Here is a 24816-nt window from a genome sequence, read left to right as displayed (position 1 = left end):
CACCCCTACATATGCTGCGAGTCGTTCGCAGTAAGTCACTCCGCTATTGCAAATGATTAGCATTTACAAGGTATGCAGAAGAAATTATGAGGGTTCAGCTTTTTGGGGACTCGAATGTTTGTGTCTGGCGGAATCATTGCACAATTGGCGGGCGTCGCAATCTTGCGCGAAGCGCAGAAGCGCCAGAACTTCGGTATCTGGTTGAGCAGTCTTTTGCTGTTCGCCGCATCGGTTTGGCTGATGGGGCAAGGCCTCGGATGGGAACTGGGCATCACCTGGGCACTCACGACGATCTCAGTTGCCGCCTACATCCTCATCCTGCACCCGTTCTTTCGTGCGCAGGCAATCGGCCATGATCGCGTCCCACGTTCAACCCGGCGGATGCCGACGCCTCCTAGCGGGTCGAAGTGGCGACTGACTGCAAAACTGATCTCCGCAGGCCCACTTTACCTGATCGCAGCACTCGGCCTCAGCTTGCTGATTGCCACCAAACCCTGGGCCACGGAGCTCACACGGTTATTTATCGGGGGCCTCTCCACTCCGCTATTCTGGTCGATTGGCGCGCTTCACGCGACTGTCGATCTCAACCTGTGGCGCGTCATGCTGGTGCCAATCGTCGTTTCGATCATTACCTTTGGAGTTTTCTTCCTGTTATGACCGACCAATTGGCAGCGGCCGCTGATGGCGAAAAGCAGGGCTCCTTCGTGCGTCGCATGATCGACTCGCATTCGGTGCTGGGACTGGGTCTTGCAGCACTGATCTATATCGTCAGCGTAACAGGAGCATTCACGCTATTCGTGCCCGAAATATCCCTTTGGGAAAATCGCGGTGTCGCCACTTCGAAAAGCATCTCCCCTGAAATCGCGGCCAAAGCGGCACACAATGCCGAGGCCCAGCTGAAGCCGGGTAATGAGATACTCAACGTGGTGCTCTACGCGCCTGACGAATTCAAGAACTACACCACCGTGCGCCTCAATGAGCGTCCTGATGCTCAAAGCGAGCTGATATCGACCGACTGGATAGTGGACCCAAACAGCGGCGAACTCCTAAGCGAGATCGATGCGCCTTATGCCCACTTCATTGAGGATCTGCATACCGTCTTGCACTTACCAAGGCCGTGGGGCCGTTATCTCGTCGGTCTCGTGGGCGTGGTGATGTTCACGCTTATTCTGTCCGGAATCTTTGCACACCCGACCATTTTTAAAGACGCGTTCAAAATGCGGCTCGATCGAAATGCGCGTCTGGCATGGACAGACATGCACAACCGGTTGAGCGTTTGGGGACTGCCTTATCACCTTGTACTGACTTTCACCGGAGCGTTCCTTGGAGTGGCGGGTATCACCGTTTCAGCACTCGCTTTCGTGGCGTTTGAAGGCGATACCGAGAAAGCGATCTCAGCAATCAACGGCCCTCAAGCTATCGAGGGTGCGCCTCCTATGGAAAGTTCGCCGGACTATGCCTCGATGCTGCGTCGATCGGAACAACCGGGTCGCTCGTTCGCCTTGTTGGTCGCAAACAACCCGAAGGACAGCGGTCAGACAACCTCGATCGTCTATGGCGAAAATGGCATTCTTTCCATGCGATCCTCCGACATTTACCGCAACAACGGAGAGTTTCTTGAGAAGTTCGGAGGACGCGGAAGCGAGGTAGGCGCCCGTATATTCGGCGCAGTTCAGCCCCTGCATTACGGCACCTTCGGAGGCTATCCGATAAAGCTGCTGTACTTTGTCCTTGCACTCGCGCTGACCTATATCACCAGCACAGGAATGATGATCTGGTTCAAGCGCAAGATGCAGCAGGGTCAGCCGAAGCTGAAAACAGAGGCGGCATGGCGGGGTATGACAACCGGTCTGACGCTTTCCCTGGCAGCGGGTGCTGTGATGGCGACAAGTGGAATGACGCTGCCTATGGCACCGATCTGTCTGGCGCTTTGGGCACTCGGTTTGGCAGCGGTTTACTTCTCGAAACAGCCAGTCGTCATTGTAAAGTTCATATGGCTCATCAGTGCTGGCCTGTTGGTAATCGCTGTTTGCGTAAACATGGCGGTGTCCTGGTCAGGTGACGCAACATCAATGCTGGTGAACGCGGTCATCGCCGCATGCGCTCTCGGGCTGATTGCAAGCGCGGTTCGGTTGTCCCCTGCCCTCGGAAAAATGACTACAGCAAACGAACTCGCGCCGCAGCCGGCTGAGTGAGCAACTCCAGATTAACACCGCGAACCGTGTAACTCTACGGGCCGGCTACGGACCGTCCGGCTCTGGCCACAAAAAGGCGAAAAGCTGCCTTTCAGGTTACGACCCTGATCTCGGTCATTTCCTTCATCGTCGGCGACACCCAAAAGCCGACATCGGCGAACAGCGTTTCGCCTCAACTACTCACTCAGCATTGGTAGCACGTCGATTAACTCAACATCACGCATTTGGGAAAGGTACGCTTCGTAGTATCCCTTGTGCGAGACACCCACGATCGCGAGCATCTTTGAACCGGGCGACCTACCCAGCACTTCGCGCATGTTTGCAACCATGCGAAGGTTGCGAGTTTCCCAGTAGGAGACATACCTGCGGCCATACCGGCCGGGAGAGGGTTCAACGAGCGCCGCGCCAAAATCTGATGCATAGGCAAGAGCTGCGTATTCGGGCGCATTGAAAGCTCGATACAAATCCAGAAGGCCGTCTGGCTCGCCAAGCGCAGATTTTAGGGCATCGTCCTTTTTGCTGCGCTTTTCGCCCGCTGGATTATTCCAAGCAGTAGTGATCGCTGCGGCATATGCCTCATCGTCACCATCACCTTTGCCAGCATAAAAGTCCTGCGCATCAACGCTCCAAAGCCGTTCCAAGCCTGAGCGCACGGCCACAGGTGCAGCGATGAGGTTCACCTCGTTTTGGTAATTCTGGGCGCGTTCGAGTCCAGTCACCAACTCTTCGGTCAGTCCGTCTGCGGCTATCCGTTCTTCTATCTGTAGATACAGCCACTGGACCAGGGCGGATGCTGGCTCTCCGGCGGCTAGAAAGAGCAACGCATTGCGCCGCCGATCTTCGGCGGAAAAACCTTCCTCGCGTTTTTCCAATCTGTCTTCGATCTGAGCGTTAGCTTCATAGACATCCAATCCGGAAGCCATCCCTGCAGCAAAGGTATCGTAGCACCAGCGCGAGACTGTGGATGGTTGGAACCTCGATGGCATCTGTTTCATCGCCGCGCATCTCAGGCCGGAAGTATTTTCGATCGCAATAAAATCCGGGGACCAATTCGCGAGATTTTCAATAATCGGACCGACCATATTCGGTTGAAAGTTATCCGGGAGATCTCTCAAGTGAGGTGTACCCAGAACCAAGACTTCGTTCGGCGGTCCCGCCGGACGATCTTCCATCTCATCGGGCTGAAAAGCTGGTTCATATGGTTGAGCGTTTAGGGAAGTCATTTGGAACCACACCACAAACAGAATCGCGACACATCTAATCATTTCAACCGCCTTAGTGAATTAATACACTATGCTTCTATGACATCCAAGTCACAACGCCAAATTTCTGGGGCGGTGTCGATACCAAAGAAGCTGAGTCCGCTCTCTTTCCTTGGATCCTCGAAAGCAGACAATCCGCTCCCCACCCCGTCTAAGACGTTCGTCGATGACTTGAACTGGGCTAAAGCGGTCAGTCCGCTTTCCGGTGAGCCTGTTGACGAAGCGGACATTCGGTCGCTGGCCCTGATTACGGACACAGCGGTTTGCCAGGCGTTGGCTGAGCTCATCCTCACTTTCAGCATGGATGCGTTAATCCGTAATTGCACCGGTAACTTAGCTTGCAACTGGCCAAGCTATGACCGAACAAGGATTCATGGAATCACATGTCCATATCCCCTTCCTGCGTGAGGTTCTCGTTTTCCTGCTGGCAGCGGGGATTGCGGTTCCGCTGCTGCAGCGCCTCGTCAGCCCCGTAATCGGCTATTTCATCGTCGGGGGCCTTATCGGCCCCTTCGGACTGGGCCTCCTGGCGGATGTTTACGAGCCGGTATCCTATCTGGTCATCACCGACGTCGAAGGCGTGACCGTCCTTGCCGAGTTGGGCGTGATCTTCCTTTTGTTCGTGATCGGCCTCGAACTTTCCTTCGAGCGGCTTTGGACCATGCGACGACTGGTCTTTGGCCTTGGAAGCGCGCAGATTCTGGTAACCGGTGCGATCATCGCGGCCATCGCCATGCTATGGGGCAATGCAACGGCACCCGCGATAATTCTGGGGGCCTGTCTGGCGCTCTCCTCGACCGCAATAGTCACGCAGCTGCTGATCGAAAAAGGGCGATTGGGCACGCCTAGCGGCCGGGCAACGTTCTCGATCCTGCTGATGCAGGACCTCGCCGTTGTACCGATCCTGTTTGCAGTCAGCGTGCTTGGGACGATGGCCGTCGGTAATGTTGCGCTCGGCTTCGGGCTCGCCGCAGGCCAGGCGCTCCTCGTGATTGCTGCCATCTATGCCGTCGGCCGGCTGGCCCTGCGGCCGCTTCTGCAACTTGTGGCAGGCACGGACAGCCGCGAAGCCTTTATCGCAATCATCTTGCTTATCGCGGTCGGTACAGCGGCACTCACTGGGTTTGCCGGCTTGTCGATGGCGCTCGGCGCGTTCCTTGCCGGTTTGCTGATCGCCGAAACCGAATTCCGCCACCAGGTGAAGATCGATATCGAGCCGTTCAAGGGACTGATGCTTGGACTGTTCTTCCTGTCGGTCGGCATGGGGATCGACTGGCGGATGGTGATCGACAATCCGCTCTTGATCATTGCCTCCGCGATTGGTCTCGTCCTGATCAAGATCGCGATCAACTTTGCCCTGTGCCTCGCCTGGCGATTGCCGAGGCACAGGGCGGCCAAAGTCGCGATCATGCTCGGGCAAGCGGGCGAGTTCGGCTTCCTTGTCATCGGGCTTTCCATCACAGTGGGCCTGCTGCCCGCTGACACCGGGCAATTCATGCTGATCGTGGTGGGCTTGACCATGCTGGTAACGCCGGGACTGGATTGGCTGGCGCGGCGCGTGGGTGCCGCGCTCGAACGCGGCGAGGCGGAAGCCGGCTTTGAGGAAACCGCGTGGGCGAGCGAGATCGGCGGGCATGTGATCCTTGCCGGATATGGCAGGGTCGGAGCGACCATCGCAAATGTGCTGGATCGTCAGGATATCCGCTACATCGCGATCGACCGCGACCCGGAGCTGGCGCGCAAGGCTGCAAGTGATGGCCGGCCGGTGCGCATGGGCGATGCTTCGCGGCTCGAAGTTCTGCGCGAGGCAGGGCTCGACAAAGCGGCCGCCGTCGTGATTACAATCGGCGACAAGGACGCAACCGAGGCTCTGACAAACGAAATCCACCGGCTCGCCCCTCGCCTCCCGATCCTTGCCCGCGCGCGAGATGTCTCTCACGCGGACAAGCTGCTCGTCGATGGGGCCCATGTCGCGGTGCCTGAAACAATAGAAGGAAGTCTGCGACTGGCGGAAATGCTGTTGATCGAGTTCGGGATCGACAGTGATGTTGCCAATCAAGTGGTTGAACTAGAACGTCCGCTTACGGAAATCTGAGAAGGGACCATGCCTGTGTACCGCTCTGCTCTGATAGCGCTCGATCGGGAGGACGAGGCCGGATCCGAATTGATGGGCGCGCGATGCCGTGCGCTTGCGATTGACGGCGAGATGGCAATTCATCTTGTACATGTCCGCACACCCCTGCCCCGCTCGTATCTGGCGCAAATGCCGAAGAATTGGGATTTGAACGATCAAAGCGGTGCGAAGAGATGGCTTCGCGACTATGCGGCGCACCACGAAATCTCGACTTCGCTGGCGGGTGTGCACGCGCCGTCTGGATCAATTGCGCGTGAGGTGGTGAAGCTCGCCAGGTCGCTAGAAGCGGAAGTGATCTGCGTGACGGCGCACAGGCTTGATCTCGGACGTCTTCTGCTTGGTACGAACACGCATGCAATTGTTCGCGACGCCCCGTGCGACGTCATCGTCGTCCGTCAGTCGAGGGATCAGAAGAGACATCGCTTGACCGGCAACCGGGCTCCTTGAGCCGCTGCTGACCCCGTGTCTCAACGTATGTAGGCCACGCTAGTCCGCTCGCTCATCGCTCGATTTCGACCATCGTATGTGGTCTCGACATGGGCCGGGAACGGACGGTTTGCTCTTTGGAATATGCGCGAGAGAGCGGACAGAAAGTCAAAGAACACGCGAAGGTGAAGCGACACCAGACCACTCCAGGCGCCCAATCGCATTCGCCGCACTCACTTCGCGGACACGAACGCCCATAGGCCGAAGGCGCTCGTGGCGATAAGTACGAGCGCTACCGCTATAAGCAGCAGCCTTGGCGGAATGCGGCTGACGAGTATCGCTCCGAACGGAGCGGCGATCACACCGCCTATAATCAGTCCCACCACCACATTCGTGAACGCGGCAAGACCCAGCGTCAGCGTGAAAGCGATCGACACAGTCAACGTCAGAAGAAATTCGGATGCACTCACGGTCCCGATGGTTGTGCGCGGGTCCGTTCCTTGCACCAGAAGGTTCGATGTCACGATCGGGCCCCATCCGCCGCCACCCGCACTGTCGAGAAAGCCGCCGACGGCCGCCAACGGTGCTATGAAGCGAGGCCTGCCTGCGCGCCGCCTCTTCCCAAACCGGATCGCCTTGAACAGAAGATAGAAACCGATAGCGACAAGATAAACGAGGATGACCGGTCTGGCGATAGATGCATCGACATTTGACAGCACGTAGGCTCCGGCGGCGCCCGCGAGGACACCGGCAGGCACGATACGGCGAAAAAGCCTCCAGTCGATGTTGCGCCGCCACAAATGACTTGAGCCCGAAGCGCCGGTGGTGAACACTTCGACGAAATGGACGCTGGCGGACGCGGTGGCGGGGGGCAGGCCGAGGACGCCGACCAGCATGGTCTGGGTTATCACTCCAAACGCCATGCCGAGCGCGCCATCGACGATTTGCGCCGCAAAGCCGATCGCGATGAAAGGCAACAACTCGATCAGCCACTGGGGGAGTTCGGCGAGCATCGCGTCCTGCTCAATTCTCAAGTGACTTTCGCGCTCTGCTTCAGGAGCGCGGCGGGTGGATCGGGATCAGGGTCTCGTCACCGGCCACGTCATCCACGACCTCGATGATGCCGCGGCCAAGATGGCTCCTGCGTCTCCCGTAACCAAGGTAGATTGCGATACCGACAAAGCTCCAAAGCGGGAGCACGATCATGGCTTCCAACGGAAGGTTGAAGAACAGGAACAGACAGCCTGAAACTGCTGCGGGCGCGACAAACCAGAGACCCTGTACTCTGAAATGGCGCTTCACATCGGGCCGCGTCCTCCGCAGCACCATCACGGCAATGGCCACCAGGGCAAAGGCATAAAGCGTGCCGGCATTGGCGATGTCTGCCAGCTGACCGACCGGGAAGAAGGCGGCGGCAAGGGCGACCGCCATGCCCGTCACTGCCGTTACAACATAAGGCGTTTGCCATCTGGGGTGCACCTTGCTGAGGATTTCGGGCAACAACCCGTCCCGGCTCATCACGAAGAAGATGCGGGTCTGGGCGAACAACAGAACGAGAATGACCGACGGCAGCGCAAGAAAAGCTGCGTAACCAAGCGCGTTGCCAACACCCGACCAGCCGATCTCGCGCAGCACATGAGCGAGCGCTTCGTCCGAACAGACGAGTGCCGCAGAATATGCCGGCAGTGCGCACTGCCGAGCGAGCTCTTCGGAGCCAGCGGGGAAGGGAATGCCATCAGGCCCCGTGATCGGTTGCCCGCCGATATTTCCGATCGCCCCTGCGGCGACGGCGATGTAGAACAACGTGCAAAACAGCAGCGAGCCCACGAGGCCGACAGGCACGTTGCGTTGCGGATTCTTCGTTTCCTCGGCGGCGGTCGATACCGCGTCGAACCCAACATAGGCGAAGAAGATCGTGGCTGCGGCTCCGACTGCGCCAAGACCGCTGCCCCACCCTCCGAAGACACCCGCAGGCAGGAAAGGGTTGAATTTTTCGGGATCGACCTGAGGCAGGGTGAGCGCGATGAAGATCGTGAGTGCGGACACCTTGATCGTCACGAGGATAGCATTGACCTTCGCACTCTCGCTAGTGCCGATCATCAGCAGCACGGTAACAAGCAGCGCGATTGCTAGCGCCGGCAGATTAATCAGACCTCCTTCCACACCTCCGAGCGCCAAAGGACCGCCTGAAAGCGATGCTGGCAGAACGATGCCGAACGTTTCGCCAAGGATCGTTCCGACGAAATAGCCAGACCACCCCACCGAGACCGCGCTCGCCGCGATCGCGTATTCGAGCACCAGCGCCCAGCCCACCGTCCATGCGAGGAACTCGCCCATCGTCGCATAGGTGTAGGTATAGGCCGAACCGGAAACCGGAATGGTCGAGGCAATTTCGGCATAGCACAGCGCCGCGACCACGCAGATCATCCCAGCAATGGCGAAGGCCAGCATCAAGCCCGGTCCGGCTTTCTGCGCTCCCGCAGCGGTCAGGACGAATATGCCCGTTCCGATGATGCAGCCGATGCCGAACAGCATCAGTTGAAGGCCGCCAAGCGAACGCTTGAGCGATTTTTTCTCCGCCGCTGCAAGGATGGCGTCGAGGGGCTTCACCCGGTCGAGAAACATACGGGAGCAAATCCACGGCCCGCGACCGCGTATCTGCGTCCTGCCAGCCAGCGAGCAAATTAACACCAAATATGCCCGGTACAAACACGAATGTTACGCGAGCCATGCATTTCGGCGTAAATACCTGCGCAAGAGGGTAAGAATTGCAAAAATGTGGCTGGTGCGACTCATTGGAGAGGAGTATTTGCGCGCGTCCCCGATCGCTTGTGATCGTGGGTCTTTTAGGAAAACCGAAGATGAACAAGGTGAATTTCGCGCTTGGCGTCGGCCTCGCTGCGTTGACGCTTGCTGCATGTGATGGCCCCAAGTCCGAACCGGTCGCCACCGAAACGGAAACGCCCGTTCTTGAGAGTCCTGTCGAACCCGCCGAGACAACTCCTGCTGTCACCGAACCTGCTCCTGAACCGGATGCCGCGGTTCCAGGCGCTGTAGAAGAAACCGAAGCTCCTTCCGAGGGCGAAACCGCTCCGACGCAATAAGGAGGAGAGAGGCAAGGAGCGGGGTATCGCAAGGTATCCTCGCTCCTGACCCTTCGAACTTCAGCACTGCCCGCCAGAATGCCGGCGGCGTTGCGGAGTGTCCATCATGGTCGATACGATGTCGTCGCTCGCCGAAGGAAATCAGGCGCGTCGCGATCGCATCGCAACGTTGCTTCGACGCTATCCCGAAAAACGGGAAGATAAGCTTTTCGAACTCATAACTTCATCTGGCGCGCAAGGCCGAGCAGTTACGAACGGAAAACGCGAAGGCGATATCGCGCTGCATCGAGGCCCCACTGGTCCTCGCAACCATCGTCATTTGTGCGATCGGCATCATTTCTCTTGTCGCACACTCTTGATGAGGTTGCACAAAATCGTGGGGATCAAACCGGTCACACATATGAGAAATTCGCTACAACAGTTCTCCGCCGCGCAGGTCTGTATTTCAGCCTTCTATATCTGGGCGGGGTTCTTCGCCGCCAACGTATGCGGTCAGGTGTTCTTCGGACAAACCCAGTTCGAGCGCCTGCTGGTCCTGCTTGCGGGCGTGGCGGCGCTGATCGCGCTGTTTCGCGTCTGGGTCATTCAGGACGGAACCCGCGAACATCCGGTCAATCTGGTGCTTTTCGCCGTCGCGGCTCTTGTGGCGATCGACGTCGCGGCATCGATCACTGCCTGATGTCAGCAGTCTTCGCGCGGGGCTGGCTCTACGAGAAGATGACAGCGCAGTACCCGGCATAGGCGGCGATGAAGGTGGCCCCCTCGATCCGGCTGATCCGCCAGCCCGAACGCAGGAATGCCAGCAAGAGCATGGTGGCAGCGGCAAACACCCAGATATCGAGACGGATAATCTCGGCTGGCACATCGAGTGGCTCGACGATAGCGGTGATGCCGAGGATGCCGAAGACGTTGTAGATGTTGGAGCCGATTACGTTGCCGAGCGCAACGTCACCATGTTTGCGCAAGGCGGCGACGACACAGGCGATTAATTCGGGCAGCGAGGTGCCGAGGGCGACGACGCTCACCCCGATCACGGCCTCCGAAATCGCAAAGGAGCGCGCGAGTTCGACGGAACCTTGAACCAGCAGATTGGCACCGAGGATGGCCGCAGCGAGGCCCGCAATCACGAATGCGGAAAGCATAACGAACCCAAAGCGCGTGGCCGGGCCCGCATCTTGCGCCTTCAGGACATGCACTTCGCCTTCCACCGTCGCGGCACGTCTTTCGCCGAAATAGGCGTAGAGGACATAGCCGACCATCCCCGCGAGTAGCGCAATGCCAATAGGTCTGGTGAGTTCCCCGATCAGCACCGCGATTACGCAAGCGAGCGTTGCTGTGATCAGCGCAAGCCCGTCACGCCGGAACGCGCGAGGCTCTATCGCAAGCGGAAGGATGACCGCCGAGACCCCCAGGATAAGCAGGACGTTGGCGATGTTGGACCCAACCACATTGCCGATGGCGATCCCCGGTGACCCTTGCAGCGCTGCCTGAAGGCTGGTGACGAGTTCAGGGGTCGACGTTCCGAACCCGACGATTGTCAGGCCGGCTAGCAAAGGCGACACGCCGAGCTTCGTGCTGAGACCCACTGCGCCTCGCACCAAGAGATCTCCGCCAATCGCAAGCAGCACGAGCCCGCCGAGCACCACCAGATAGGTCATCTGAACAACTCCAGAAGCCACCGGAAGCCTGCGAACAAACCCGCGATGGCCGTCGCCAGGGCGGCGCGCGAATTGAGAAGTTGGGTGCGGTTGAGAGCGGTGACCACGCGGTTGAGGTCGGCGTGATTGAATTCTTCATGTCGGCTGACCCGGCGCACTCTCCTGCGACTGGACCTGAACCACAGCCATGCAGAAGAAAGCGCGGCAACGACAATCAGAATATCGAGCGTGTCGATGAGCGTCGTCATCATCTGGACAGGTAGCTAGACGCATGGATTGAAAGCATGGTTTCAAACCGGGCCGGTCGTTGGGACAATATCGTTCCGACATCGCGAATGCACCGGCGGCATTCGCCAGAGGGGCCCGGCGACATCTTGCGATTTATGTCAGGCGCACGCTTCGTCAAGGATTGTGATGCGAAAAAATCCGCGCGTCGAACAGTCTGGCGATTGTCTTTGCAGGGCTTGCTCTGGAGAGACGACGAACGGTTGCTCTTGAGCAAAGCCCGGTCGATGATCGGGGCCACCAAAAACGACCATTTTTTATCGTTGATCAGACGATTTCCTATTGTCGAGAATCGCAATCGCGAGCAATTATTCGCCGCTGTCGAGAATGGTCACGATGGCGCGTGGGTGGCCGCTTCCTGCGCACCCGGATCATGAGCGATGCTGATCGTTCCTACATATATCGGCCCCAGCCTTATCGAAGGGGTCGGAGTTTTCGCTGCGGAGCCCATCTCTTCCGGCTGCGCAATCTGGACCCTCGACGAACGCTTCGACCAGTTGTCCTCGATTACCGACATCGACGCGCTCCCGGAAGTTCTTCGTCGTTTCGTCTCACGCTACGGCTACCCGCACATGACGCGTCCCGGTCTCACTGTTGTCGAGTTCGACAACGGGCGCTTTATGAACCATGCGGATCGTCCGAATACCGACTTCACCGATCCCAACATAGGTTGGGCGATCAGGGACATTGCAGCCGGAGAAGAAATCACTTGCGATTATGGTGAATTCGACCCGCAGTTCGTGATGGACGAGGGGCGCCAATTCATTCCAGCCAGTCGACCCGAACAGGACCCTGCACCTCTTTGAGCGTTATTCGCTGAAAGAGGTGCAGGAGCTGGAACGGGCGAAACAGAAGTCCCGCTTTCGGGCCCTCACCTTGATGGCCAGAATGTCCAATATGACGGCGCGAAGCCGCCATTGGATACGCATGCTTCTCAGCCGATCGGGAGCCTGCCTGCTGAAATTTGACTCAGCGTTGGTGGAACGCGTGATCCCTTCCAACCAAGTTGCGCTTCATTCGGCCGTCTCTACCTCTGCGTTTTTCACGTGGGCATCGAACCATTCGAACATCTCGTGAAGCGTGTGCAGCACGGATTCGCGGCCGCGATAACCGTGGTCCTCGTGCGGCAGCATGACGAGCCGCGCGGTTCCACCCGTGCCCTTGACCGCTGCGAACATGCGCTCTGACTGCTGCGGGAACGTGCCTGAATTGCTGTCATTGTCGCCGTGGATGAACAGCACCGGCTCGTTGATCATGTTCGCCGCCATGAAGGGGCTGAGGCGGTAGTAGGTCTCGGGCGTGTCCCAGAAGATGCGGCGTTCTGCCTGAAAACCGAAGGGGGTGAGCGTGCGGTTGTATGCGCCCGAACGCGCGATGCCTGCGCGGAACAGGTCGCTGCGCGCCAGGAGGTGAGCGGTCATGAAAGCGCCATAGCTGTGCCCACCGACACCCAGCCGCACTCCGTCGCCAAAGCCGCGCTCGACCGTGAAGTCGACTGCGGCCTGAGCATTGGAGACGACCTGTTCGATGAAGGTGTCGTTGACCGTTTCCGGATCGGAGCCAACCACCGGCATCGAGGCCCGGTCGAGCACGGCGTACCCTTGCGTCAGGAAGAACAGATGCGAATAGCCTCCGATCCGGGTGAAGCGGTATGGCGAATCGCGGTTCTGGCCTGCGGTGGATGCGTCGTTGAATTCGCGCGGATAGGCCCAGACCACGACCGGCACCTTGTCGCCCTCCTTGTATTCGGGCGGCAGGTAGAGCGTTGCCGTCAGCTCCACTCCGTCTTCGCGGGTGTAGGTCACGAGTTCGCGCTTGATGCCGGTCAGTTCGGGGTGCGGATCGGGGAAGTTCGTCAGGAATTGTTCTGACCCGCCGGAATAGAGCTTCACATTGCCCGGATTGGTCGGGCTTTCGTAGAAGGTGATGAACTCGCTTCCGTCCTCGGTCACGACGTCGATCACCGATTCCAGCTGCTCTCCTGAATTGCGCCAAAGCTCTTCGGTATCGAGCGTTGAGAGGTCGAAACGCCTCAGGAACGGGCGCAGCCCTTCCGGTGTCGCACCAGAACCGGTCAGCAACAGTTTGCCGTCAACGTTTCGAGCGACATATTTGCCGTATTCGTTGGTGGTCATCAGCGGGCTGCCGGGATCGTTGTACGCATCCTGAATGTTGCGAAGGCCGATCTCGCGCGCCGCTTCGCCGTCGCGCACATCGACCAGTGTCTGGCGAAGCTCGCGGGTGTCGCGGTCATATTCGTAGACGATGAGGTCGTCGGTCCCCTCAATCCCCATCGCGCCCGATGCGCGGTCTTCGAGCCGTGCGAGCACTCTGCCCTCACCCCTAAAAGGGGCCTCGAAGGCGAGCACATTGTCGCGATTGTCGCTTTCGGTCCTCGGATCGCCGCCGTCCTGCGCCTCAACCCACATCAGCATTGCATCTTCGCCCGGATGCCACTGGATGCTGCGCCTTCCGGTGACGACGCCCTGTACGGGTAGAGCGTCGGCAAGCGGCTGTTCGACGATTGTGGAGACGAGGTCGCCGTCCATCGTAAAGACCGCGCTTGTGTGCGGGAAGCGATACCACGGCACCTGGTACGAAAACGGTTCGCTGATCCATTCCATCAGCAGGTACTGGCCGTCGGGCGATGCGCTGACGTTGGTGTAGATACGCGGTTCGCCCACCATGCGAATGTTCGAGCCATCGGCGTCCATGATCACCGGCTGGCTGGTGGCGAGCCATTTGAACATCGCCTCGTCATGCGGGTTTTCGAGCAGGTCCTGAAACGTGCGGGTCTGCGCTTCCTGGCCGCCTGATGCGTCCTGGATCGCCGGGCCTTGCGGGGTGAGCGATTCCATCGGCTTTTCGCCCCGATCGGACGGGATGGCGAGTGTCAGAAGCGAGCCGCCGGGCAGCCATGTCGGGCTTTGGAATACCGGGTTCACTCCCCCGGTCATCAATGTCGTAACTTGCCCGCTGGCGGTATCGAGGACGTGAACATCCATCGCGTCAGCGCGCGTGTTGGTGAAGACGATTTTCGACCCGTCGGTGGACCACGCGACGTCCGAGATGTCCGCATTGGCCGGCAGGTCGATCGAGCGTACCTCTCCGGTGGCGATGTCCTGAAGCGACAGGCCGACAAAGTCGCGCGTGCCGTAACGATCGTTGACGCTCGCATCGAGGCGGATCCCGGCGAGCTTTTCCATCGGCCGCGCAAGATCGGCAACCGGCGGCAGGGCCTCGCGCTCCATCAGCAGGATGAGGTCATTATCAGGCGAGATCGAGACGCGCGGTGCAGGTGCGCGGGTGACGATATCGGTCACCTCCGGCGGCGGGGTCTGGTAACCGTCCTGCGCCGATGCGGGCACGGTGGCTCCAAGACCAAAAACCATTGCAAGTCCGGTGGTTGCGATAAAAGATGCGCGCATAAGTTGTTTTCCCCTTTGGCGAAACCATAGCGGGCATGCGGCTCGCATCAAGCGGCCATTTCGATCGGGATTTGACTTGCGCGGCCCATGAGCTAGCGAGAAGCACTCACGGCGTCTTGTCCAGGACGCTGGCTCAAACAGTCACGTTCACGAGGATTGCCCATGCTGCGCCGCGCTCTCGCCGCCCTTGCCGCTTTTTCGATGCCGTTGGCTGCGGTGCCCGCCGCTGCCGAGCCGGTCGAATTCTTTCAGGTTGCAGGCGTCACCTATGACGAGAGCATCCCATCCTTTGAGGACAGCGCGGGCTACGAAATTGGTGAGCGTCCGGTGCGATATGGCGACCTCGTCACCTATCTGCGCGATCTTGCGGCGCGCTCGGACAGGATCACGGTAGAAACGATCGGCTACTCGCACGAACGCCGCCCGATCCTCACCTTCACCGTCACCAGCCCACAGAACCACGCGAGTATCGAGAGCATTCGCCAGACCCACCTGGCCCGCGCGCAGGGCAACGCCGCGCCCGGCGCTGCGCCGATGGTGCTGTGGATCAACTGGGGCGTGCACGGTGCGGAAACGACCGGCATGGTCGGCTCGATCCCGACGCTTTATCACCTCGCCGCCGCACAGGGACCTGAGATCGAGGCGCAGCTTCGCGATGCAGTGATCGTGCTCACCGTCGCCTTCAACCCCGACGGTCATTCGCGCCGCGTCGATCATGTCGAGAAGTTCTGGTCCTATGCCGACAACACCGACCCGAACGATGCTGCGCACAATTTGTGGGTCGATGCGCGCACCAACCATTACGGCTTCGACCTCAACCGCCAATGGCTGCTGCTGACGCAGCCTGAAAGCCAGGCGTGGATCAGCGAATGGCACAGGTGGAAGCCGATGGTGTCGGTCGACTATCACGAGATGGGTTCGGCCTCGCCATACTACTTCCACCCCGGCGAAGAGCTGCGTCGCAATCCGCTCATCCCGATGCGCGCGCGTGACCTCACCAAGCAGATCGCCCAGCGCCATGCCGCATGGATGGACAGCGAAGCGCGCCTTTATTCCAGCGAGGAAGGCTTCGACAATTTCTACATCGGCAAGGGTTCGACCTACCCGCAGATCAACGGTGCTCTGGGCATCCTGTTCGAAGCGGGCGCAGCGCGCGGCGGCGCGATCCAGACCGAGCGCGGCCTCGTCACCACAGCCGACAATGCGCGCACGCATTTCCGCACGGCGCTAACCTCGATTCAGGGCTCGCTCGATCTGCGCAATGAAATCACCGCCTACCAGCGCGATTTCTTCGCCCAGAATGCGAGGAATGGCGGCGCTGGCGGCTGGGTCTTCACTGCCGAGGGTGATCCAGAACGCGCGGCTCGCTTCGTTCGCCTGCTCAACATGCACGACATTCGCGTCACCCGGCTGGGTTCGGACGTCACCGCGGACGGGCGCACTTTCCGCGCTTCGACCAGCTATTTCGTGCCCGATGCGCAGAGCAACAACCGGATGATCCGCGGCATCTTCGAACGCATCACCGAATTTGAAGAGAACATCTTCTACGACGTCTCTGGCTGGACGCTCCCGCTCGCTTACGATCTCGAATATGCGCGCATCGGCAGCGGCAATGCCGGGACAAGCGCGGACGGCGAATTCGAGAGCGCCCCTGCGCCTGAGCGGGCGCAGTATGGCTATGTCTTCGACTGGTCGCACACCTACGCGCCGCGCGCGCTCAATCGCATTCTGTCAAAGGACATCATGGCTCGCGCCGCGATGGAGGAAGCGATGTTCCCGACTACTGCTGGCAACGTCCAGTTCGGTCGCGGCTCGATCTTCGTCCCGCTCGCGCGGCAGGAAACGTCGCAAGCCGACATCCACGCGATCATGCAGACCATCGCGGCTGAAGACGGAGTGCCCGTTTACGCGGTATCGTCCGGCTCGACGCCGGACACGGGCCGCGACCTTGGCGCGGCAGGGGTTTTCCGTTCGCTTGAGAATCCGCGCGTGGTGCTTGCCTATGATGGCGGTCTGTCACGCTACGATTACGGCGAGGTATGGTGGACGCTTGACCACAATCACCGCATGCCCGTGACGTTGGTCAAGAAGGATGACCTCGGCTCGCTTCCCTGGAGTGACTACACGCATCTCGTGCTTGTCGGCGGCAATGCTGCTCTGAGCGAAGGTGTGACCGAAGAGGTCAAGGGCTGGATTGAGGATGGCGGCACTCTGATCGCCACGCGCAGCGCGGCGCTTTGGGCGCAAGGCGCTATCCTTGGTCGCAAGAAAGACGAGGACGAGGAGAAAGACGAAAGCGAAAGCGAAGAGCCGACCGAGCGTCTGAATTTCTCCGAGCTCGCCGTTCGAGATGCGCAGGACGTGATCGGTGGATCGATCTTTGCAGCCGACCTCGACACCAGCCACCCGCTCGGCTTCGGCTATGCGAACCGCGAGTTGCCTGTCCATCGCAACGTCGCCTTCACACTGATGCGGCCCGAGGGGAACCCCTATGCGGTTCCGGTGCAGTATAACGAGAGCCCGCTGCTTTCGGGCTATGCCTCGCGCAAACGGCTCGACGAGATCGGCGGCACACCGTCGGTCGTTGCGGAGCGTGTGCGGCGCGGGACGGTCATCCTGATGGCGGACAACCCGGTCTTCCGGGGCACCTATGCCGGGACCGAGAAGCTGCTGATGAACGCAATATTCTTCTCCGGCCTGATCGACGCCCCGCGCGGCGAGTACGAAGCGGGCGAGCACCAGCACGATTGAACCCCTGCCATCCAGTCTCAATGATATAGTGTTACATTGAGGCTGGATTTGTCGGTCAACTTCGTTACACTCTTGTCCGAGACGCCAATTGCGACGACCAACGATATTCGTTGGCCGTTCATCGGCTGGAGCTTGCGAGCGCGCGGCCGGGGAGAAACCGTTCGCGTTCTTTGTACGAGGGGCTGAATCACATGAAATTTTCGAGGCTTGTCATAGCCGCCGCTGCCATTTTCGGGCTCGGCCAGGTCGCAATCGCGCAGGACGATACGGCTGAAGAGAAACCCGCCCTTTCGAGCGGCACGTTCAGCGCCTTCAAGCTTCGCAATATCGGGCCTGCTTTCATGTCAGGCCGCATTGCCGACATCGCGATCGATCAGGATGATCCCGCGACATGGTATGTGGCGGTCGGCTCCGGCGGCGTCTGGAAGACAGAGAATGCCGGCACGACATGGACCAGCCTGTTCGATGGACAAGGCTCCTATTCAATCGGTTCGCTGGGCCTCGACCCCTCCGATCCCAGCCGCATCTGGGTCGGCACGGGTGAGAACCACGGCGGGCGTCACGCAGGCTTTGGTGATGGCATTTACCTCTCCGAAGACGGCGGCAAGACCTGGACCAAGAAGGGCCTCGAAGGGACCGAGCGGATCGGCAACATCATCGTCCACCCGGAAGATTCGAACATCGTCTGGGTCGCAGCGCAAGGCCCGCTCTGGTCACCGGGCGGTGAGCGCGGCGTCTACAAAACCACCGATGGCGGTGAGACTTGGGAGAACGTCCTGTCCGCTGGCGAATATACCGGCGCTGGCGATCTCGTCATCGACCCATCCAACCCCGACCGACTCTATGCCGCCATGTGGCAGCGTCACCGCACCGTCGCCGCTTATATCGGCGGCGGCCCGGAAACCGGCCTGTGGCGCAGCGAAGATGGCGGTGACACATGGACCGAGCTGAAGAGCGGCATTCCCGGCGGCAACAAAGGCAAGATCGGCCTCGCCATCTCTCCCATGCAGCCCGACGTCGTCTATGCCGCAATCGAACTGGACCGTCGCGAAGGCGGCGTGTGGCGTTCGGACAATCGCGGATCGAGCTGGACCAAGATGTCCGACACGGTCAGCGGCGGCACCGGACCGCACTATTATCAGGAATTCTATGCCAGCCCGCACTTCTTCGACCGCATCTACCTCGTCTCTAACACCTCGCAGATTTCGAACGATGGCGGGAAGACATTCTACGGCCTCAACAACGACCTGAAGCACGTCGACGATCACGCCATCGCGTTCCACCCGACCGACCCAGAATACATCATGTTCGGCTCTGACGGTGGCCTTTATGAAAGCTGGGATCACACCAAGACATGGCGCTTCATCAACAATCTGCCGATCACGCAATTCTACAAGGTGGCGGTCGATGATGCCGAGCCGTTCTACTATGTCTATGGCGGCACGCAGGACAACAATTCGCAAGGCGGTCCGTCGCGCACCGACAACCGTCAGGGCATTCGCAACGACGACTGGTTCGTAACGCTTGGCGGTGACGGCCACCAGTCCGCGACCGAGCCGGGCAATCCCAATATCATGTATGCGCAGTCGCAGCAGGGGAACCTTGCCCGGATCGACCGGATTACCGGCGAAGTGGTGAACATCCAGCCGCAGCCCGCGCCGGGCGATGACATTCCGCGCTGGAACTGGGATTCGCCAATCTGGGTCAGCCAGCATGAGCCCACCCGCCTCTACTTTGCCTCGCAGCGCCTGTGGCGTTCGGACAATCGCGGCGACAGCTGGACTGCGATCTCGGGCGATCTCACCCGCAACGAAAACCGCATGCGTCTGCCCGTCATGGGCCGCCAGTGGAGCTGGGATGCGCCGTGGGACATCTATGCGATGAGCCAGTACAACACGATCACATCGATCGGGGAATCGCCGCTCAACGAAAGCCTTCTTTATGTCGGCACCGATGACGGTCTCATCCAGGTGAGCGAGGATGGCGGCGCGAACTGGCGCCGGGTCGAAGTCGGCTCGCTTCCGGGCGTTCCGGCGACGGCCTTCGTCAACGACATTCGCGCCGATCTGCATGACGTGAACACCGTCTACGTCGCGCTCGACAATCACAAATATGGCGACTTCAAACCGTATCTTCTCAAAAGCAGCGACCGCGGGCGCACATGGCGCAGCATTGCAGGCGACATTCCCGACCGCCACATCGTCTGGCGTCTGGTTCAGGACCACGTGAACCCCAACCTGCTGTTCACCGCGACCGAATTTGCCCTGTTCTTCAGCCTCGATGGCGGCGCGAAGTGGACCAAGCTTTCGGGCAATGCGCCAACCATCTCGTTCCGTGACGTGACGATCCAGCGGCGCGAGGATGACCTTGTCGCCGCAAGCTTTGGACGCGGCTTCTTCATCGTCGATGACATCTCGCCGCTTCGCACGCTGAGCGAATCCAGCCTAGAGCAGGAAGCTATGCTTTTCCCGGGCCGCAAGGCATGGTGGTATATCGAAAAGCCCGAACTCGCCTTCTCGCGCGGCGGTTCGCAGGGGCATGGCTACTACATGGCTCCCAACCCCGAATTCGGCGCGAACTTCACCTATTATCTTGCCGAGAACATCCAGTCGCTCGAAGCCATTCGGCAGGAGAGCGAGCGTCCGTTGGTGAAAGCGGGCGACGATACGCCGTTCCCGAGCTTCGATGCGCTCACGGCAGAGCTGCAGGAAGAAGACCCGGCGATCTGGCTGACCGTGCGCGATGCAGATGGCAACGTGGTTCGCCGGATACAGGGGCCTGCGAAGAAAGGCTTTCACCGCGTCAACTGGGACCTGCGTTACCCATCGACATCGGTAGCGCGCGAAGGATCGGAGCGGTCGGGCTTCCTCGTGACGCCGGGTCAGTACACTGTGTCGCTGTCCAAGCGCGTACGCGGGCAAACGACCGAACTTGTCGGCCCACAGCCCTTCACCGTCGAACGGCTTCGCGAAGGGGCGCTTCCGGCACAGCCTGGCGCAGCCGAGTTCTGGGCAGAGATCTCCGCGTTCAGTCGCCGTGTTTCGGCGGTCTCATCGACGCTTGATGATGTCGAGCGCCGCGTTGGCCTGATGGCTGCGGCAGTCAGAGCAGCACCGGGCGGCGATCCGACCACGCTCGACAACCGCCTCGACGCGATCCGCGCAGAGGTGCACACGCTCGACGAAATGCTGAATGGCAACGAAGCGCGCAACGCGATCTATGAGCGTACCCAGCCGACGGTGCGCAGCCGCCTTGGCCGCGTGATGTTCGGGGTGAGCGGGTCGACCTATGGTCCGACGCAAACGCAACGCGAGCAGTTCGGCTATGCACAGGCAGACTTTGGCGCGATCCGCGACCGTCTGCGCACGCTAACCGAGAGCACCATCCCCGCCTTCGAGGCAGAGCTGGAAGCGGCGGGCGCGCCCTGGGTGCCGGGAAGCGCGCTTCCGCAATAACTGAAAGACCCAGCGCGGGGGCTTGCCTTGGGTAGGTCCCCGCGCCAGGAATACCCCATGAACCCCAAACGCCTGTTCCGTCAGGTCCACTACTGGCTGTCCCTCGCCGTTTTCGTCCCCGCCGCGATCATGTTCGTCGCCGGGGGCTTTCTCATGCTCAAGAAAGAGATCGAGTGGATTCAGCCAGGCACCGAGCGCGGCGTGGCCGAGGCGCAATTGCCGCAGGCGAGCTTCGATCAGATGCTCGCCGCCGCGCGCCAACACCCTGAAGCGGGCATTGAGGAATGGTCCGACATCGACCGCATCGACCTGCGCGTCGATCGCGGCTTGGCGAAGCTGCGGGCCAACTCAGGATGGGAAGTTCAGGTCGATACGCAAACGGCCGAAGTACTCAAGGTCGCCTATCGCCGCTCCGACCTGATCGAGACGATCCACGATGGGTCATTCTTTGCCGAGTGGGTGAAGCTCTATATCTTTCTGCCGACTGGCATACTGCTCATCATCATGTGGGGGACAGGTGGCTATCTGTTCCTGTTGCCCCGCATCGTAAAAGCGCGAAAGAAGCGGGACAAAAGGACCGCCTGAAGCGTTATTCCCTCCAAAGGAGACAATCATGCGTTTTGCTATAGCAGCCGGGATTTCGGCCCTCGCTCTCGCCGCCGTTCCGGTATTCGCACAGGAGGCCAAGCCGGTCGAGGAACAGATCGGCGCTGGCGGGCGACCGGTAGGCGCGAGCTGGTCGCGCAGTCCGGTCTATGCAGAGCATGGGATGGCCGCGACCGCTCACCCGCTGGCAACGCAGATCGCTCTGCAAATCCTGCGCGATGGCGGCAGCGCGGTGGATGCAGCCATCGCAGCCAATGCGGCGCTTGGCCTGATGGAGCCGACCGGGAATGGGATCGGCGGCGACATCTTCGCGATCATCTACGATCCTGCGACCGACAAGCTCTATGGGCTAAACGGCTCGGGCCGCTCGCCGATGGGGCAGACGCTCGACCAGTTGCTGGAGAAGCTGGACGGTGCGGATGCGCTTCCCCCGGTCGGTCCCCTTCCCGTCACGATCCCCGGCACGGTCGATGGCTGGTTCGCGATGCATGAACGTTTCGGCAAACTGCCGATGAGCGACATCCTCGCGCCCACGGTAGACTATGCGCGCGAAGGGCATCCGGTCGCGCCAATCATCGCAATGTATCTCGATCGGAGCCTCAGCGCCTACACACGCCGGCTCGACAGCTACGATTTCGAGTTCGACAATGCCCGCGCGACTTGGTTCGCCGATGGCACGGCGCCCGAAGCGGGCGAGATCTTCAAGAACCCGGACCTCGCGAATACGCTGGAAGCGATCGGTCGCGAGGGGCGCGATGCGTTTTACCAAGGCGCGCTTGCTGAAACCATGGTCAACTACCTGCAAAAGCAAGGTTCGGCCTACACGATGGAGGACTTTGCCGCGCACAAGAGCGACTGGGTGGAACCCGCCTGCGCCGAATATCGCGACGGGTTCGAGCTGTGCGAATTGCCGCCTAACACGCAGGGCTTCGCAGCGCTCCAGATGGTCAACATTCTGAAGAATGTGGACCTATCGCAATGGGAACGCGGTAGCCCGGAAGTCATCCACTATATCACCGAAGCCAAGCGCCTCGCCTATGCCGACGTGGCGCGCTTCTATGCCGACCCCGATTTCACCCGTTTCCCCGAGGAACTGCTGAGCGAGGAATATGGCCGCGAACGCTTCGCGCTGATCGATCCGTCGCGCGCAACGCCCGAATTCGGACCCGGCGAACCCAAGCTCGAAGGCGAAGGCGACACGACTTACCTCACCGTCACCGATGAGAGCGGCATGATGGTGAGCCTCATCCAGTCGAATTATCGCGGCATGGGCGGCGGGCTGGTGCCCGATGGTTTGGGCTTCATGTTCCAGGACCGCGGCGAGCTCTTCAGCCTCGATCCGGCGCATCCCAATGCCTACGAGCCGGGCAAACGTCCGTTTCACACCATCATCCCGGCTTTCGTGAAAAAGGATGGCGAGCCGTTCATGACGCTCGGTCTGATGGGCGGCGGAATGCAGCCGCAGGGGCATGTGCAGGTGCTCATCAACATGGTCGACTTTGGCATGGACATTCAGGAAGCGGGCGATGCCGCGCGCATCAATCACGATGGCGGCCGCCAGCCGACCGAGGCGCTGACCGGCCCTGCTGCCGATCCACTGGGCACGCTGAACGTCGAACCCGGCATTCCCGAAGCCACCGTCGAGGCGCTGCGCGAGATGGGACATAATGTCCGCGTGGTTTCGAACGGCATCATGTTCGGCGGCTATCAAGCGATCATGCGCGATGCGGAAACGGGCGTCTATGCAGGCGCGACCGAGATGCGCAAGGACGGTCAGGCGAGCGGCTATTGACGCTCTTGACCTAACCCACTGGACATGGGGCGCGCGCTCCCGCATCCTCCCATCAACAGGAGGTGGGTATGCGGTTTCTCGTTGGATTTGTGAGCCTTGCGCTGTTCTTCATCGGCGCAGCGCAAGCGCAGGACGCGGGCGATGACGGCTATGATCGCCTTGTCGAATTGCACGAGGAACTGCGCGAATACATGGTCCCCGGCTTCACCGCCGGCGTGGTACTCGATTCAGGCGCGCGAATAGGAGAGGTCTACGGCGACGACCTGATGGCCGAAAAACTTGGCGGGCTTACCTATTTCGACGGCGAATTGTCCGCCCTGCCCGTCTCCGAGTGGTCGCGCGCGGGCCAAGTCGAATACCTCGCGGTGAAGTCGATCCTCAACGGATACCGCTTCAATCTCGTGGTGCTTCGCCCGTGGAAGCGCGATCCGGGCTTCTATCTCGATCCGTTGATGCGCGTCGCCTTTGCCGAAGTCACCGAGGATGGCGAAGAGGTCGAGCAACTGCTTGAGCGGCTGCGACTCGTCCCGCCGCTACTTGCTTCTGCGCGCGCGAACCTCACCGAAGTTGCTGGCGACTTCGCGGACCTCGCGCTCCATAATCTGGAGAACAGCGACGGGGTGAACCATTACCATCCCTACCGCGAAGTGCCGCCGCCGGGCATTATCGGGTGGTACGAAGACTTGCTCGAACGCAGCCGAACACAGCGCCCCGACCTCGTAACCGACATTACCGCTGCGCGCGATGCTCTCACTGAGTTTCGCGACTGGCTGAGGGCGGAGCGCCCCTCGATGACCGCCCTAGGCGGTGTCGGGGCCCAGCAGTACGACTGGTACATTCGCCACGTGCGCATGATCCCGCTCACTTCGGGCGAGATGGTGACCTTGGCCGAGCGCGAGCATGAGCGCATGACCGCCGCGCTCGCCCTGCTGCGCCATCGCAATCGCGATCTGCCGCAGCTTGAGCTGTCGCAAAGCGCCGAGGAACAGCGCCAGAAGATCGCCACGACCGACGCCATTGTGCGCCGCTTCCTGACCGAGGACGACTTCGTCACCATCCCCGATTGGGTTGGAGAGCTTGGCAGCAACACTCCCTATATCGAGCGCCCGACCGGCCCCAATTTCTGGGAGCAGATCCAGTTCCGCGATCCCATCCCAGACCATGTCCACGCGGTCATTCCCGGCCACCGCTTCGACGCAGTCCTCGCCGCCCGCGACGAACGACCGATCCGTGGACGTTACAGCGATGGAGGCCGCGCCGAAGGCTGGGCAACCTATCTTGAGGAAGCGACCATGCTCGCAGGCGGCACCGCGCACTCGCCGCGTGCCGATGAATTCATGCAGATTTTCGGCATTTTCCGCGCCGCGCGCGTGCCCGCCGATGTCTACATGCAGCACAACATCTGGAGTGTGCCCGAAGCGGTCGCTTACATGCGCGAGAAGACCCCGTGGCTCGACGAAGACGTCGCGCGCGTGGACGCTGAAATTTATCTTCGCCGCCCGCCCGGCTACGGCGTCGCCTACACGATTGGCAAGCTACAGATGGACGCGCTGCTGGCCGACCGGGCGAGCCAATTGGGAGCGGGCTTTTCCCTGCGCGAGTTTCACGACGAATTCCTCGCCGCGGGTCGCCTCCCGATCGCCCTAGTGCGCTACGAGATGACCGAGCTGGACGAGGAAGTAGCGCTGTTCTGGGACACGCCGCCGATCCCTGAGTAAGC

Annotated in this window: 19 protein-coding genes; 13 read left to right on the top strand and 6 right to left on the bottom strand. The window is 60.4% G+C overall.

The annotated features are described in order from the left end of the window. Positions 1-120: 120 nt before the first annotated feature. Both CD351_RS06380 and CD351_RS06375 read left to right on the top strand, forming a co-directional pair. Positions 121-657 carry a hypothetical protein gene (locus CD351_RS06380; RefSeq protein ID WP_162627636.1) on the top strand — a complete coding sequence of 179 codons (537 nt, stop codon included), beginning with the start codon at positions 121-123 and terminating at the stop codon, positions 655-657. Next, positions 654-2195: a PepSY domain-containing protein gene (locus CD351_RS06375; RefSeq protein ID WP_111991825.1), complete on the top strand. Its 1542-nt coding sequence runs from the start codon at positions 654-656 to the stop codon at positions 2193-2195. Before CD351_RS06380 ends, CD351_RS06375 begins: the two co-directional genes overlap by 4 nt. 176 nt (positions 2196-2371) lie before the next feature. On the opposite strand, the gene CD351_RS06370 is transcribed toward CD351_RS06375, so the two are convergent. Beyond that, positions 2372-3367: a DUF5694 domain-containing protein gene (locus tag CD351_RS06370; protein ID WP_234027258.1), complete on the bottom strand. Its 996-nt coding sequence runs from the start codon at positions 3365-3367 to the stop codon at positions 2372-2374. Positions 3368-3830: 463 nt separating this feature from the next. On the opposite strand from CD351_RS06370, the gene CD351_RS06365 reads away from it, so the two are divergent. Together CD351_RS06365 and CD351_RS06360 are read left to right on the top strand one after the other, a co-directional pair. Continuing rightward, complete coding sequence (locus tag CD351_RS06365; RefSeq protein WP_162627635.1) at positions 3831-5552, top strand: cation:proton antiporter; 1722 nt, start codon at positions 3831-3833, stop codon at positions 5550-5552. A 15-nt stretch (positions 5553-5567) separates the two neighbouring features. After that, the gene (locus CD351_RS06360) at positions 5568-6038 is read left to right on the top strand and encodes a universal stress protein (protein ID WP_162627634.1); all 471 of its coding nucleotides are present in this window, start codon (positions 5568-5570) and stop codon (positions 6036-6038) included. Between the two features lie 212 nt (positions 6039-6250). Here the strand turns inward: CD351_RS06360 and CD351_RS06355 are convergent, their stop codons facing one another. Beyond that, on the bottom strand, positions 6251-7030 hold the full coding sequence (locus CD351_RS06355; protein ID WP_111991821.1) for a sulfite exporter TauE/SafE family protein: 780 nt from the start codon (positions 7028-7030) through the stop codon (positions 6251-6253). A gap of 40 nt (positions 7031-7070) precedes the next feature. Next, the gene (locus CD351_RS06350; RefSeq protein WP_111991820.1) at positions 7071-8642 is read right to left on the bottom strand and encodes an amino acid permease; all 1572 of its coding nucleotides are present in this window, start codon (positions 8640-8642) and stop codon (positions 7071-7073) included. 236 nt (positions 8643-8878) lie between these two features. On the opposite strand from CD351_RS06350, the gene CD351_RS06345 reads away from it, so the two are divergent. Both CD351_RS06345 and CD351_RS06340 read left to right on the top strand, forming a co-directional pair. Beyond that, positions 8879-9121 carry a hypothetical protein gene (locus CD351_RS06345; RefSeq protein ID WP_111991819.1) on the top strand — a complete coding sequence of 81 codons (243 nt, stop codon included), beginning with the start codon at positions 8879-8881 and terminating at the stop codon, positions 9119-9121. 106 nt (positions 9122-9227) lie between these two features. Continuing rightward, on the top strand, positions 9228-9800 hold the full coding sequence (locus CD351_RS06340) for a hypothetical protein (protein ID WP_111991818.1): 573 nt from the start codon (positions 9228-9230) through the stop codon (positions 9798-9800). A gap of 28 nt (positions 9801-9828) precedes the next feature. Here CD351_RS06340 and CD351_RS06335 read toward each other — a convergent pair whose 3' ends face one another. Together CD351_RS06335 and CD351_RS06330 are read right to left on the bottom strand one after the other, a co-directional pair. Then, complete coding sequence (locus CD351_RS06335; protein WP_111991817.1) at positions 9829-10779, bottom strand: calcium/sodium antiporter; 951 nt, start codon at positions 10777-10779, stop codon at positions 9829-9831. Beyond that, on the bottom strand, positions 10776-11027 hold the full coding sequence (locus CD351_RS06330) for a hypothetical protein (protein ID WP_234027257.1): 252 nt from the start codon (positions 11025-11027) through the stop codon (positions 10776-10778). The genes CD351_RS06335 and CD351_RS06330 overlap by 4 nt, the downstream gene beginning before the upstream one ends. A gap of 36 nt (positions 11028-11063) precedes the next feature. Between CD351_RS06330 and CD351_RS15690 the strand changes: the two genes are divergently transcribed. Together CD351_RS15690 and CD351_RS06325 are read left to right on the top strand one after the other, a co-directional pair. Beyond that, the gene (locus CD351_RS15690; protein ID WP_162627633.1) at positions 11064-11441 is read left to right on the top strand and encodes a hypothetical protein; all 378 of its coding nucleotides are present in this window, start codon (positions 11064-11066) and stop codon (positions 11439-11441) included. Between the two features lie 3 nt (positions 11442-11444). Next, the gene (locus tag CD351_RS06325) at positions 11445-11870 is read left to right on the top strand and encodes an SET domain-containing protein (RefSeq protein WP_111991815.1); all 426 of its coding nucleotides are present in this window, start codon (positions 11445-11447) and stop codon (positions 11868-11870) included. Positions 11871-12077: 207 nt separating this feature from the next. Here the strand turns inward: CD351_RS06325 and CD351_RS06320 are convergent, their stop codons facing one another. Then, a complete protein-coding gene (locus CD351_RS06320; protein WP_111991814.1) occupies positions 12078-14492 on the bottom strand; it encodes a prolyl oligopeptidase family serine peptidase in 2415 nt (804 codons plus the stop codon). A 162-nt stretch (positions 14493-14654) separates the two neighbouring features. On the opposite strand from CD351_RS06320, the gene CD351_RS06315 reads away from it, so the two are divergent. The 5 genes from CD351_RS06315 (at position 14655) to CD351_RS06295 (ending at position 24814) form a co-directional block, all read left to right on the top strand. Beyond that, a complete protein-coding gene (locus CD351_RS06315; protein ID WP_111991813.1) occupies positions 14655-17243 on the top strand; it encodes a M14 family zinc carboxypeptidase in 2589 nt (862 codons plus the stop codon). A 191-nt stretch (positions 17244-17434) separates the two neighbouring features. Continuing rightward, on the top strand, positions 17435-20698 hold the full coding sequence (locus CD351_RS06310; RefSeq protein ID WP_234027256.1) for a glycosyl hydrolase: 3264 nt from the start codon (positions 17435-17437) through the stop codon (positions 20696-20698). Positions 20699-20755: 57 nt separating this feature from the next. Next, positions 20756-21283, top strand: coding sequence for a PepSY-associated TM helix domain-containing protein (locus CD351_RS06305; protein WP_111991811.1), 528 nt, complete (start codon positions 20756-20758; stop codon positions 21281-21283). A gap of 28 nt (positions 21284-21311) precedes the next feature. Continuing rightward, on the top strand, positions 21312-23096 hold the full coding sequence (ggt, locus tag CD351_RS06300; RefSeq protein WP_111991810.1) for a gamma-glutamyltransferase: 1785 nt from the start codon (positions 21312-21314) through the stop codon (positions 23094-23096). 68 nt (positions 23097-23164) lie between these two features. Beyond that, positions 23165-24814, top strand: a complete 1650-nt coding sequence (locus CD351_RS06295) for a DUF885 family protein (protein ID WP_111991809.1) — start codon at positions 23165-23167, stop codon at positions 24812-24814. The last annotated feature ends 2 nt before the right edge of the window (positions 24815-24816 follow it).

It is taken from the genome of Erythrobacter sp. KY5, from assembly GCF_003264115.1.
Lineage (GTDB): Bacteria > Pseudomonadota > Alphaproteobacteria > Sphingomonadales > Sphingomonadaceae > Erythrobacter.
The sequence above is the reverse complement of the archived record's forward strand: the minus strand, read 5'-3'. Positions and strand labels throughout refer to the sequence as shown.